This is a genomic window from Bradyrhizobium erythrophlei (assembly GCF_042430365.1).
Taxonomy (GTDB): Bacteria; Pseudomonadota; Alphaproteobacteria; order Rhizobiales; family Xanthobacteraceae; genus Bradyrhizobium; species Bradyrhizobium erythrophlei.
In genome coordinates, this window is sequence record NZ_JBHMET010000022.1 from 20,562 (window position 1) to 32,085 (window position 11,524).

At 64.1% G+C, this 11,524-nt stretch carries 11 protein-coding genes and 1 pseudogene; 5 read left to right on the top strand and 7 right to left on the bottom strand.

The window, feature by feature from the left end:
- Positions 1 to 88 precede the first annotated feature (88 nt).
- Positions 89 to 580: a MarR family winged helix-turn-helix transcriptional regulator gene (locus ACFFWD_RS02985; protein WP_376961299.1), complete on the bottom strand. Its 492-nt coding sequence runs from the start codon at positions 578 to 580 to the stop codon at positions 89 to 91.
- A gap of 168 nt (positions 581 to 748) precedes the next feature.
- Here ACFFWD_RS02985 and ACFFWD_RS02990 point away from each other — a divergent pair, with 168 nt between their 5' ends.
- Entirely contained in the window at positions 749 to 1,069 is a 321-nt protein-coding gene (locus tag ACFFWD_RS02990; RefSeq protein ID WP_376961301.1) for a hypothetical protein, read from the top strand.
- Positions 1,070 to 1,276: 207 nt separating this feature from the next.
- Entirely contained in the window at positions 1,277 to 1,492 is a 216-nt protein-coding gene (locus ACFFWD_RS02995) for a dodecin family protein (protein WP_076865646.1), read from the top strand.
- A gap of 153 nt (positions 1,493 to 1,645) precedes the next feature.
- Here ACFFWD_RS02995 and ACFFWD_RS03000 read toward each other — a convergent pair whose 3' ends face one another.
- On the bottom strand, positions 1,646 to 2,857 hold the full coding sequence (locus tag ACFFWD_RS03000) for an ABC transporter substrate-binding protein (RefSeq protein ID WP_376961303.1): 1,212 nt from the start codon (positions 2,855 to 2,857) through the stop codon (positions 1,646 to 1,648).
- Between the two features lie 280 nt (positions 2,858 to 3,137).
- Between ACFFWD_RS03000 and ACFFWD_RS03005 the strand changes: the two genes are divergently transcribed.
- Together ACFFWD_RS03005 and ACFFWD_RS03010 are read left to right on the top strand one after the other, a co-directional pair.
- Entirely contained in the window at positions 3,138 to 3,617 is a 480-nt protein-coding gene (locus ACFFWD_RS03005; protein WP_376961305.1) for a hypothetical protein, read from the top strand.
- Complete coding sequence (locus tag ACFFWD_RS03010; RefSeq protein WP_376961307.1) at positions 3,610 to 4,839, top strand: HlyD family secretion protein; 1,230 nt, start codon at positions 3,610 to 3,612, stop codon at positions 4,837 to 4,839. The genes ACFFWD_RS03005 and ACFFWD_RS03010 overlap by 8 nt, the downstream gene beginning before the upstream one ends.
- 37 nt (positions 4,840 to 4,876) lie before the next feature.
- On the opposite strand, the gene ACFFWD_RS03015 is transcribed toward ACFFWD_RS03010, so the two are convergent.
- Together ACFFWD_RS03015 and ACFFWD_RS03020 are read right to left on the bottom strand one after the other, a co-directional pair.
- Positions 4,877 to 6,445 (bottom strand): DUF4403 family protein, encoded by a 1,569-nt coding sequence (locus ACFFWD_RS03015; RefSeq protein WP_376961309.1) that lies wholly within the window; start codon positions 6,443 to 6,445, stop codon positions 4,877 to 4,879.
- Positions 6,446 to 6,749: 304 nt separating this feature from the next.
- The gene (locus tag ACFFWD_RS03020) at positions 6,750 to 7,439 is read right to left on the bottom strand and encodes a L,D-transpeptidase (RefSeq protein WP_376961311.1); all 690 of its coding nucleotides are present in this window, start codon (positions 7,437 to 7,439) and stop codon (positions 6,750 to 6,752) included.
- A 251-nt stretch (positions 7,440 to 7,690) separates the two neighbouring features.
- On the opposite strand from ACFFWD_RS03020, the gene ACFFWD_RS03025 reads away from it, so the two are divergent.
- Positions 7,691 to 8,917 (top strand): acyltransferase family protein, encoded by a 1,227-nt coding sequence (locus ACFFWD_RS03025; RefSeq protein ID WP_376961313.1) that lies wholly within the window; start codon positions 7,691 to 7,693, stop codon positions 8,915 to 8,917.
- Between the two features lie 42 nt (positions 8,918 to 8,959).
- Here the strand turns inward: ACFFWD_RS03025 and ACFFWD_RS03030 are convergent, their stop codons facing one another.
- The 3 genes and pseudogenes from ACFFWD_RS03030 to ACFFWD_RS03040 form a co-directional block, all read right to left on the bottom strand.
- On the bottom strand, positions 8,960 to 9,709 hold the full coding sequence (locus ACFFWD_RS03030) for an alpha/beta fold hydrolase (RefSeq protein WP_376961317.1): 750 nt from the start codon (positions 9,707 to 9,709) through the stop codon (positions 8,960 to 8,962).
- Between the two features lie 243 nt (positions 9,710 to 9,952).
- Positions 9,953 to 10,375, bottom strand: a pseudogene (locus ACFFWD_RS03035) (adenylate/guanylate cyclase domain-containing protein); the annotation flags it as partial.
- A gap of 85 nt (positions 10,376 to 10,460) precedes the next feature.
- A complete protein-coding gene (locus ACFFWD_RS03040; RefSeq protein ID WP_376961319.1) occupies positions 10,461 to 11,219 on the bottom strand; it encodes a sulfite exporter TauE/SafE family protein in 759 nt (252 codons plus the stop codon).
- Between the last annotated feature and the right edge of the window lie 305 nt (positions 11,220 to 11,524).

An 11,524-nucleotide genomic window follows, 5' to 3' on the forward strand; every position in this document is an offset into this window, starting at 1 on the left:
CCCAAAAGCTGACGTCTACCTGCTTATAAGTACACGCCTAGCGCCGGTTGCGCGGTTGTGGAGGGCTGCGTGAGTCAGGCGAAGGTAATCAGCCTTCCTTCGTCGCCTCGATCAGATTGTCGCGGAGCTCGACCACGGCTTTCTGCAGCCGCGTGAAATCCTTCGGCTTCAGTCCGCTCGACTTCGCCAGCGTCATCTGCCGGCCCTTTTCGCGCAGCCGCCGGCCGGCGTCGGTAAGGCTGACGCGCACCTGTCGCTCGTCCGCGGGATCGCGCCGCCGGCGCAGATAGCCCATCGCCTCGAGCTTCTTCAGCATCGGCGTCAGCGTGTTGGATTCCAGGAATATCCGGTCGCCGAGGGCGCTGACCGTCTGGTCGTCGTGCTCGGCGAGGCAGACGATCACGATCCATTGTGGATAGGTAAGGCCAAGTTGATCGAGGCCCTGCTTGTAGGCCCGTCCATAGGCAAGGTTGGCCGAATAGATCGCAAAGCAGAGGTAATCGGCCAGCGGACGGTCGTCCGTGGCCGCGGTTTTGGGATTTTCTCCAGGGTTCGGCCTGGGACCGGCTTTCGGCGGCATCGGACATTCTCCCAATCACACGAATATGTGAAGCCTCGCATCCATATATATCGCATCCGATCAAATCGGAAGGCTTGAAGTCCGACGATTTGCAACTTTATAGACCGAGAACGAATTAATCGGATGCGATTTAATTGTCCGCATCACCCCACGCAAAGGAACGCTGCCATGACGGCAATCGACAAGGTTCTCTACCCCGGCAAGACCCACACCACCGGCAGCCGTATCGCTGCCACCCCGCTCGAGGCGATGGCGCTGGCTGCCGCGTTGTCAGCCGTTGCGGCAGTCCCGGCATTCGCCCAGCCCGCGATTTCGGAGCCGGCCGCCTTTCAGTCTATTTATCCGTATCTCGATGTGCTCAACGGCGGCGCGCCGAGGCGCGCCGCCAGACTGGTGCTGGAGCCGCCGGAGGTATTGCAGGCCATTCAGAGGCGGGAGAGCGGCCTCGACGGCCCGCCGCCCCGCCGCGCCTATCGTATCGGCCGTTGAGTCTCGAGGCGGTCACCGAGACGTGTGGATGGAAGAGCAACGCACCTGGAGCTGCCGGGCGCGCTCCTCTCGGGAATTCCCAAAGCTGTATTCCGTCACGACGATGATCTGCATGGTGCGCCGCATCCTATCAGCCCGAGTATCCCGATGTTAGGCTGATCGCGGCAGGAGCAACCGCGTCCTGCTTGACAGCAACGGGAGGACGACATGGCTGAGAGCGTCTACAAGGTTATCGAGCTGATCGGTACCAGCAAGGACTCCTGGGAAAAGGCGGCTGCGGCTGCGGTCAGCAGGGCCGGAGAATCGCTGCGCGATCTGCGGGTCGCCGAGGTCGTCGAGCTCGATCTGCAACTGGACGCCGCTGGCAAGGTCGAAGCCTACCGCGCCAAGCTGAAAGTCTCGTTCAAGTTCGAAGGATCGTAAGCGTCATTCAAGTCCGCAGGATGCGCCAGGCCAACGGGTCGCGCGAACGCGCACCCGGCGACCGGTTCCGAGTATCCACCGTCGCGCGCTAAATGCGTGACGGTGGGCATGGCGCTTTCGCGCCCATGCCCACCCTGAGATTCCGCAATGACGTCAGTGCGTCGCCAGCGGGCAGCCGCCCTTGTCGAGCGGACGGAACGCCTCGTCGCCGGGTACTGTGGCGATCAGCTTGTAGAGGTCCCACTCGCCCTTGGATTCCGAGGCCTTCTTCACCTCGAACAGGTACATGTCGTGGACCATGCGGCCGTCGACGCGGATCTTGCCGTTCTTGGCGAAGAAGTCGTTGATCGGCGTCTTGCGCATCTGCTCCATCACCTTCGGTGCCTCGTCGCTGCCGACGGCATCGATCGCCTTCAGGTAATGCATGGTCGCCGAGTAGAGGCCGGCCTGGATCATGGTCGGCATGTGGCCGACCTTGTCGAAGAAGCGTTTCGAGAAGGCGCGGGTCTCGTCGTTCATGTCCCAGTAGAAGGCGTCGGTGACGATCAGCCCCTCGGTCGACTTGATGCCGAGCGAATGGGTGTCGGTGATTTCCAGCAGCAGCGCGATCATCTTCTGGCCGCCCTGGATCAGACCGAACTCGGCGGCCTGCTTCAACGCGGTCGTGGTGTCGCCGCCGGCATTGGCCAGCGCCACGACCTTTACCTTCGACGCCTGCGCCTGCAGCAGGAAGGAGGAGAAGTCCGACGAGTTCAGGGGATGACGCACGTCGCCCAGCACCTTGCCGCCGCTTTCCTTGACGACGTTGGCGGCGTCGCGCTCCAGCGCCATGCCGAAGGCATAGTCGGCGGTGACGAAGAACCAGGTGTCCTCGCCGCGTTTGACCATCGCCCGGCCGGCGACGTTCGAGAGCGCGTAGGTGTCGTAGGTCCAGTGCACCGTGTTGGGCGAGCAGGCGACGCCGGTGATGTCGGAGGAGCCGCCGCCGGAATTGATATGGATCTTGTTCTTCTCGCGCGTCAGCGCCGAGACCGGCAGCGCGACCGAGGAGGTCGGCACGTCGAAGATCGCATCGACCTTGTCGTTGTCGTACCAGTTGCGCGCGATGTTGACGCCGACGTCGGGCTTGTTCTGGTGATCGGCGGCGACCACCTCGACCGGCTTGCCCTTCACCTTGGCCCCGTAATCGGCGACCGCCATCTGTACGGCGGCGAGCGAGCCCTTGCCGGTCGCGTCGGCGTAGAGGCTCGACATGTCGGTGAGCACGCCGATCTTGACGACGTCGTCGGAGATCTGGGCATTGGCCGCGCCACCGGATGCGGCAAGCGCGAGAGCGGCCGCCGCTGCGGCCAAGAGCGATTTCATGGTTTCTTCTCCCTGACTTCTTGTTGAGGGCTTCATTCCACGCGCGTCTTCTATCCGGCCCAACGGGGCGGCGGAAAGCCGCTTTCGGGGGCACGCGGGCCGCCCTGCGCCCAGCGCATGTCAAGGCGCCTGACCGCTACCGGGTTCGATATGCGGCGTCGGCGCGGCGGCAAGCTTCGGCTTGCCAAGCACCGGCTTTGTGCAAAGATGGAACCGGGCAGGTCCAGTGTTCAAGGGGCCTCACCCGTACATCGTGTGCAATGTCGGATTGGAGGCGGATGTGGCCGAGTCCCTTCATCCAAGCGCGCCGCATCACTTGCCGGGTTTCATTACGGCGCCGGGTGAGACCGATGTCCTGATGGTTGTCGTCGGCATCGTGCTGATCGCCGCCGTTCTGGTCGTCGGCAATCTCTACCTGCGTCTGCATTCCCTCCCGGAGCGCATGGCGCACAAGTCGCAGAAGCTGCAATTCGAGATCGTGGCCGTGCTGGGCCTGTTGGCACTGTTCACGCACATCCACCTGTTTTGGGTGATCGGGCTGTTGCTGGCCATGATCGACCTGCCGGATTTCGGTACACCGCTGCAAAGGATAGCCGGATCGGTCGAGAAGATCGCCGGTGGTTCGCACGGCGAGGTAGCCGGGGCGGCCGATGAAGGCCAGCGCGTCGTCGCGGGGCAGCCGGATGCGGTGACGGCCACCGAAGCTGCCAAGGAAACTGCCAAGGACGCTGCCAAGAGCGAGGTGCCGAGCCATGCTTGAGCTCCTGCTGTGTTCCTCGCTGACGATCCTGCCCGACTATCTTTGCCGTCGCTATCTGCAAGGCAAGCGTCTTGGCCGCGAGATCACGCTCTATTCGGTGTGGTACGAGCTGAGATGGGGGATCGTCACTTGTCTCATGCTGACGGTGGGCCTGATCACGGTGATCTTCTATTTCCATCCCTCCACCACGTCGGCGACCTTGTTTTACCGGACGGTCCCGATCGTCCCGGAAACAAACGGCCGGGTGGCGGAGGTTCATGTCGCCTTCAGCGCTCCCGTCAAGAAGGGGGACGTGATCTTCAAGCTCGACAGCACGAAGCAGGAAGCGGCGGTCGAAACCGCCCGGCGCAAGATTGCCGAGGTCGATGCGGCTTTCCAGGCGGCGCAGGCCGACCTTCTCAAGGCGGAAGGGCAGCTCCAGGAAGCCAAGGGCGCCTACCAGCAGGCTTCTGACGAGCTGGACACCAAGCGCGAACTCCAGAAACGCAATCCCGGCATCGTGCCGCAGCGGGATATCGAGAAGCTCGAGGTGCTGGTCACAGGCCGCCAGGGCAGCGTTGATGCCGCGGCGGCTGCGAAGCAGTCGGCGACGACACGCATCAGTGCGCTTCTTCCCGCGGAGAAGGCAAGCGCGGAAGCCGCGCTGGCGGAAGCGCAGGTGGACCTGGACAAGACCTATATCCGGGCCGGCGTCGCAGGGCGCGTCGAGCAGTTCCTGCTGCGCGCGGGGGATATCGTCAATCCGATGATGCGGCCTGCCGGCGTCCTCATTCCGGAGGGGGCGGGACGGGTGCTTTCAGCAGGCTTTGGCCAGATCGAAGCGCAGGTCATGAAGGTCGGCATGGTGGCCGAGGCCACCTGCATCTCCAAGCCGTGGACCATCATTCCGATGGTCGTGACCGGCGTGCAGGATTACATCGCAGCCGGCCAGTTTCGCGGCGGCGAGCAACTGGTCGAGGCGCAGCAGGTCGTCAGGCCGGGCAGCATCCTCGCCTTCCTGGAGCCGATCTATCCGGGCGGCCTCGACGATGTGACGCCCGGGAGCAGCTGCGTCGTCAACGCCTATACCAGCAATCACGACCTGATCGAGTCCAAGCAGACCGGCGCATTCAAGCGCTTTGCATTGCACGCCGTCGACGCTGTCGGCGTCGTCCACGCGATGCTGCTGCGCATCCAGGCCCTGGTGCTTCCGGTCCAGACACTGGTGTTGAGCGGGCACTGACCGCGCGCTGCCGGCCGCTTGTCCGGCCGGCGCGATCTCACAACGCCGGCAGCGCGGTCACCGCGGCATTGATGGTGCCCTCGGTTTCGACGATCACCCGCAATGTCTTCGAATCGAACTCGATGCCGGCAAGCCGGATGCTGGTGATCTCGGCGGCGACGCGGATGCCTTCCTCGTTCTTCTGCAGGTCGGCGATGGCGGCCGCGATCTTCCGCTGCGCGTTGCTCGCGAACGGCTTCAGATCGACCACCAGCTTGTCGGCGAGCGTCTGCTGCATCCGCGGGATTGCCGCGCGCGCGGCGGCACCGAGCAGGCCGAACGCGGCTTCGGATTCCACCGCAAGCTCGACATCGGTCAGCCGCAAGGTCTGCTGCGCCTGGTCGAGCCGCGGCCGACCCCAGATATGGACGGTCGCCTCGGCGCCGACGCCGAAATAGCTCTTCTTCTCCTTGGCGTGCACCAGCAGCGAGATCAGGAGGCGGTCGCCGGAGGCGGCGACGCTCGCATGCTTGACGGCGACGTCGACCGAGCCGGAGCCGTCTTCGGGAAAGGTCTTGTCCTTGAGCTGCGCCTCGATGAGCTGCGTCAACGAGGTGAAGGACATGTCGACCGGCAACCCGATCGCGACCCGGCTCGGCATCGGCGGCACGATCGAAAGCTTCTCGGGGAATGGGCAGGTCGGGTTGGTCTGCGTTTCTGTGATGCGGGTCTCGGCCTCGATCCCGATCGTGAGGATCATCGCCGACTCCGTGACCTTCGGCTGCGCGGCGATTGCGCGGGTCGGCCGCAACTCGAGCCATAACGCGGGCAGGGACGAGGTGCCGCCGGTCCCCTGCAGCGGGATCGAGCGGCAGGCCTTGACCCATTGCGCGCGCGCGTTGTTCTCGAAGGTCGGATCGTTGCGCAGCTTCGCCTGCACGGCGGCGAGCTGGTCGGCCACCTGCTTGTCGATGACGGGCTTGACCTGCGTCGGTACGCTGATGCGCACGCCCGCCGTCGACAGGCTGGTGTCGCCGAGATTAACCTGCGCCTGCAGGTTGGGCTCGATCCGCCAGGAGGCGCCGAGCTTCGGCCGCGAGGTGATGGCGACGTTGCCCTTGATCTCGGCGTTGGCGTTGACGTTCTTGATGTTCACGGCGCCGATCTGCTTGGCGACATTGCCGCCGAGCAGATTGCCGAGCGCATCATTGACCGCGCCGGTCGCTTTCGCCGACAGCGAGCCGGTGACGTTGAGCGTTCCGTTGATCGGCGTCGACAATGTCAGCACGTCCTGCCCGCCGCTCGCCGCGATCGGTCCGCGCGATGCGGTCCAGCCGATGTCGGCGTTCTGCAGGATCTGCGATACCGGGTTGTCGGCCTTGCCGCCAAAATTCTTCGGCGCGCCGCGCTCGGCGGCATCGCGGATCGCCGACAGCGCAACCGAGACCTGCGCCACCACGGTCGACGACCGCGGCGCCGGCGACAGCGGCGGCAATTGTGCAAGCGGCGGCGGCTGCACGGTGGCGCGCGGCGCCAGCCAGTCCATCGCCTTCAGGCTCACCAGGAACGAGACCGCCACCACCGCGACCCCGATCACTATCGTCTTCAGATGCATCGGCTGACGCATCGTCCCCCCGGACTGATTAATCCCAACCAGGGTTTTACAGGCGCGCCGACGGCGGCGCCAGTGTGGCCGGATCGGGCTGGTTCGACGGCGGAAGTTTGCGGCCTGCGTCTGAATCGTTAACGTTGCCGCAAATGTGAATGGATGGCGCATCCCGGCGACGCTGCTGCAGTCCTTCACCGGCGCCGAATCCGACGAGAACTGCTGGATCTATCGCGCAGGCAGGCCCTGAACGTGGTAACGGCCCCGGTGGGGAGCCGGGGCCGTTGGGGGAGGAAGCCTCGGGGAAAGGCTGCCTGGGGGAAGCTTAGCGGATGGTCGTTCCGAGGTCGGCGCGACGGTCGGTCATCGGCAGCACGATCACCTTGGTCCCGACATTGACCCGCGAATAGAGGTCGATGACGTCTTCATTGGTGAGGCGCAGGCAGCCCGAGGACACGTGGGTGCCGATCGTCTCCGGCGCGTTGGTGCCGTGGATGCGGTACACGGTGCCGCCGAGATACATGGCGCGGGCGCCGAGCGGGTTGCCGGGTCCGCCGGCCATGTGGCGCGGCAGATAGGGCTGGCGGGCGATCATTTCCGGCGGCGGGGTCCAATCCGGCCATTCCGCCTTCTTGGTGATGGTCTGGGTGCCCGACCAGGTGAAGCCGTCGCGGCCGACGCCGATGCCATAGCGGATCGCCTGGCCGCCGCCGAGCACATAATAGAGATAGGTGTGGGGGGTATCGATGATGATGGTGCCCGGCGCCTCGCGGGTCGGATAGCTCACGACCTGGCGCTTCAGGCGGGCCGGCAGGCCGGCGGAACGGTCTTCATCCTGGAGCTGCGGCATCGACTGCGCCGGCGGCGGGGCGGCTTCGGTCGGCGGCGTCAGGATGAACGGGAAGATCGGCAGCGGAGCGGCTGCGGCGGAAGCGGAAAAAGCAACGGTGCCAATCGCCAGCGCACCGAAGGCAAAGGCAGCGAGACGCGAGTTCAGCCTGATGGAATTGAACATTGTCGACCCCTGTTATTTGCGCCCTGCGCGCCCGTTTCGGCGCGTCGTTGACGCAAACCAGTACAGGTGAAGCGTTTCGGGACGTTTGCACGAAATCGCCAAAATGGTTTCGTGGCGTTAGGGAATTGTTTCGTGCGTGTTTCGTCGGGCGGTTAACGGAGCGTTGCTCGGCGGGTGTACCAGCCCGGGACATCTTCTTCTGGCACGGCGGTTGCTGTCCCGGTGCATCGTTTCAGAACGACGAGGAAATGATGCAGGCGCATTCGATCGGCAGCATGCTGGACCAGCAAAAAGGTTTTGGTCCCGGGTTTGATTTTCTCCGTATTGCGCTGGCGATTTCCGTCGTTGCCGCGCACGCGCCTTATGTCGCCAGCGGCGGCGGCGATGGCGAGAAGACGTGGATCCTGTGGTTTCCGCACTACGCCATTCTCGTGATGTTTTTCGCGCTGAGCGGATTTTTGATCGCGGCAAGCGGCCTGCGGCTGAGCCTGAAGGAATTTCTCGTCAATCGCGGAATGCGGATCATTCCTGCGCTTGCGGTCGAGATCGTGCTTTCGGCGCTGATTCTTGGACCGATCTTCACCGCGCTGCCGCTGTCCGACTATTTCACCAGTGTCGGCACCTACAAGTACTTCACCAACATCGTCGGTCTCGTCAATTACGTCCTGCCGGGCGTGTTCACCGGCAATCCCGCACCGGAGGTCAACAGCTCGCTCTGGACCGTCCCGTTCGAATATGCCTGCTACGCGCTGATGACGCTGTTCATCGTGTTCGGATGGCTGCGCAAGCCGTCGCTCATTGTGCTGGGCGCTGTCGTCCTGGTGGGTTTCGGTCTTGCGCTCCATTTCACCGGGCAAACGGCGCAGCCGTCCGAGCTTCCCGCCGGCGTCGCCGGCACGCTGTATGACAAGCTTTTCGGTACGGCGATCTTCCTTGGACGCGGCGCGAAGCTGCCGGTCGCGTTCATGCTCGGCATTGCGATCTACCTTTATCGAAACCGCATTCCCTATGACGCGCGTATTCTCGCCGCCTGCTGCGCGCTCTGCGTGATCGCCGCGCTTCTTGGGCCGGCGCCCTGGACGAGCCAACCCGTGCTCAATGCCGTCATCAGTCCCGCGCTCGTCTACATCACAGCGTATCTCGGCGTCTCGAAGCTGCCCCGCTTGCCGTTCTTTTCCAAGGGTGACTATTCCTATGGGATCTACCTCTACGGATTTCCCGTGCAGCAGGTGGTGAGGGTGTGGCTGCCGAATGCGCCGCTGATCGTTCAGTTTGCGGTCGCGCTGCTGCTGATCACGATGTTCGCGGCGTTTTCCTGGCACTGGATCGAGAAGCCGATCCTGAAGTTGCGCAGCCGATTCTCCTTCGTGGCGCGGAAACGGCTTGAGCCGGACGCCGCGGCCGAGGCTTTCCCGGGGGCCGCGCCGTTTGCCGTTTCAGTCAACGGGATCGGAGCCAAACGATCTGCAGCCTCCTAAGCGGCGCGTTGCAGGCCTCCAATTCCGGCCTTGCCGGCTTCCTCAACCGGTCGCCTTCACAAAGGCTTTCAATTCGTTCGAGAATTGCGCGACCCCCGGGTCTTGCGGGAGCATAATGTGGTTCTTGCCCGGAAGCGCGACGAAGCGGGCATTGGGAATCCCGGCAGCCAGTTCACGCCCCAGGCCGATCGGCACCCGAAGATCGTCGCGGACATGCATCACCAGCGTCGGGGCTTGAACCTGGGGCAGGAGATGTCGGACGTCAAAGTCGCTGACCGCGTCAAGGTAGCGCACTGCGCAGTCCGGCGAAGCGCTGAGACGCTGCATTTCGTTGAACACGTCCGCCTGCTCTCGCGTCGCCGTCGGCATCATTGATGATGTGAACAGCTGGCGGAACGTCGCGTCATCCGACCCCCACCCGAGCTTCATCAACGTCTTCATCGCGACCCAGCGGTCGCGCTCCGCTGCCGTGACGTTCTTTCTCTTGTTGAAGCCCGTTGCAAAACCTCCGTACAGGATCAGGCGTGAGACGCGATCCGGATGTCGTGCCGCATAGGCAATGGAGATGGCGCAGCCTTGCGAAAGTCCCAACAATGGAAATCGATCGAGACCCGCGGCATCGACAACCGTTTCCATGTCGCGGACCCACGCGTCAAAGGAGACGTCGCCGACGTCCCAATCGGAAAGGCCGTTGCCTCGCGCGTCGTAACGAACCAGCGTGAACGATTTCGCGAGGTCGAGCAGGCGACTGCGAACAATCGGCAGCTCCCAATCGTATTCCAGGTGACCCATCCAATGCGCCGATCGCATCAGCGGCGGTCCAGACCCGACTTTGGCAAAGGCCAGCCGAACGCCGTCAGGCGCGGTGCAGTATCGGACTTCCTGCTTGAGGTCGGATTCGGCGAGCACACGCCTGGCCAGGAACCCGCGGTCATGAACATCGATGCCGTAGACCTCGATCGGCCGGGCAATGTTCTTCAGGTTTTGCCGGCCGAGCTCTCGGCAGGCGAGGTCGAATTTTCCCTCGACGAGGTCCAGGACCTGGCGAGAAATGCAAATCCCGCCGCGAGCGGCAATGCCTTCGAGCCTGGCTGCAACGTTGACGCCGTCGCCGAACACGTCGCCATCATCCTCGATGACGTCTCCAATGTTGATGCCGATCCGGAATTCGATACGCTTCTCGGGAACGACCTCAGCATTGCGAACGGCCATGCCGCGCTGAATCTCGACGGCGCATTTCACCGCGTCGAGCGCGCTGGGAAACTCGACGAGGATGCCATCGCCGGTGGTCTTGAAGATGCGGCCGTGATGCTCCCTGACCTTCGGATCACTCAGCGCCCGGCGATGCGCCTTCAGCGACGACAGCGTGCCTTCTTCGTCGGCACCCATCAATCTGCTGTAGCCGGCGACGTCGGCCGCGAGGATTGCTGCGAGACGCCGTTCCACCTGTTCTGGCATCGGCCGGGCTCCGCTTCCCGTCGGCCGTGAATCTACGAGCGCTGGTGCAGCCTGTCCATAGATTGCCGGGGGCCCGACCGGATTCTCAGCTCGGGAGCTTTCCCGAGATACCGTCCCACAGCAGCTTTGCCGCGGTGACGACGAGAATGGCGTAGCAGGCGCGGTAGAGCGCGCGCTGGTCGAGCCGCTCGTGCAGCCGCCATCCGGCCCAGACGCCCACCGGCACCGCCGGCGCGCACAGCGCCATCAACAGCCACACGCTCTTCGAGGGCGTGGCGAGCAGAAGCCACGGGCCCGCCTTCAGCAGGTTGCCGACGGTGAAGAACAGGCTCGTGGTGCCGGCGTAGAGCGCCTTCGATAGGCCGAGCGGCAACAGGTAGATCGCAAGCGGCGGTCCGCCCGAATGCGCGACCATCGTGGTGACGCCGGAGGAGAGACCGGCGAGGCCAGCCTTGAACGTCGAGCGCGGGCGCGGCTTGATCTCGCCGCCGCCGAGAAACCACATCGCCGCGAAGACGAGCGTCACCACGCCCATGACGATCTCGACGGCGTGGCGGTCGAGATCGCGCAGCGCGAGATAGCCAAGCGCGATGCCGATCACCAGCGCAGGCAGCAGCATCATAAGGTCGATGCGCGACCACGTGCTCGGGCGCCAGTGGCGGAGCGCGGTGACGTCCATGGCGATGAACAGCGGCGCCAGCAGCGCACCGGCCTCGATCGGATCCATCGCCAGCGAGAGCAGCGGGATGCCGACGATCGCGAAGCCGCCGCCGAACGCGCCCTTCATGAAGGCGATCAGGAACACGCCAGCGAGCGCGATCGCGAGCGCCGAGGGCGCAGGCATGGTTGCGATGACGGATCCGATCACGGTCGCGCCCGCTTCGATGTCATCGCGGGCGGTCGATCCGGACGCGGCAGGCGCCGTCTTTCACGGTCTGCTGTGATCCGGAATGGCGTCGTCATGCGATGGTGGTGTTGTGCGAAGCGTTGCGATCACGCACCATGATATGATGCTGCGCCGAACTCGGAGCAACATGAACATTGCTCTCGGTGCACATTGCTCTCGGTGCAATCGTACTGGAGTGATGTGGCCTAGGAGCCTGTCTGAGTAGTGACTGGTCAAGAGGGTGCGAGTCTGATTCCCTACGT

Bases quoted from the DNA above. Each gene is read 5' to 3' on its own strand.
- ACFFWD_RS03010 (WP_376961307.1), top strand. From the start codon at position 3,610: ATGCTTGAGCTCCTGCTGTGTTCCTCGCTGACGATCCTGCCCGACTAT.
- ACFFWD_RS02990 (WP_376961301.1), top strand. From the start codon at position 749: ATGACGGCAATCGACAAGGTTCTCTACCCCGGCAAGACCCACACCACC.
- ACFFWD_RS03000 (WP_376961303.1), bottom strand. From the start codon at position 2,857: ATGAAATCGCTCTTGGCCGCAGCGGCGGCCGCTCTCGCGCTTGCCGCA.
- ACFFWD_RS02985 (WP_376961299.1), bottom strand. From the start codon at position 580: ATGCCGCCGAAAGCCGGTCCCAGGCCGAACCCTGGAGAAAATCCCAAA.
- ACFFWD_RS03025 (WP_376961313.1), top strand. From the start codon at position 7,691: ATGCAGGCGCATTCGATCGGCAGCATGCTGGACCAGCAAAAAGGTTTT.
- ACFFWD_RS02995 (WP_076865646.1), top strand. From the start codon at position 1,277: ATGGCTGAGAGCGTCTACAAGGTTATCGAGCTGATCGGTACCAGCAAG.
- ACFFWD_RS03030 (WP_376961317.1), bottom strand. From the start codon at position 9,709: ATGGGTCACCTGGAATACGATTGGGAGCTGCCGATTGTTCGCAGTCGC.
- ACFFWD_RS03020 (WP_376961311.1), bottom strand. From the start codon at position 7,439: ATGTTCAATTCCATCAGGCTGAACTCGCGTCTCGCTGCCTTTGCCTTC.
- ACFFWD_RS03015 (WP_376961309.1), bottom strand. From the start codon at position 6,445: ATGCGTCAGCCGATGCATCTGAAGACGATAGTGATCGGGGTCGCGGTG.
- ACFFWD_RS03040 (WP_376961319.1), bottom strand. From the start codon at position 11,219: ATGCCTGCGCCCTCGGCGCTCGCGATCGCGCTCGCTGGCGTGTTCCTG.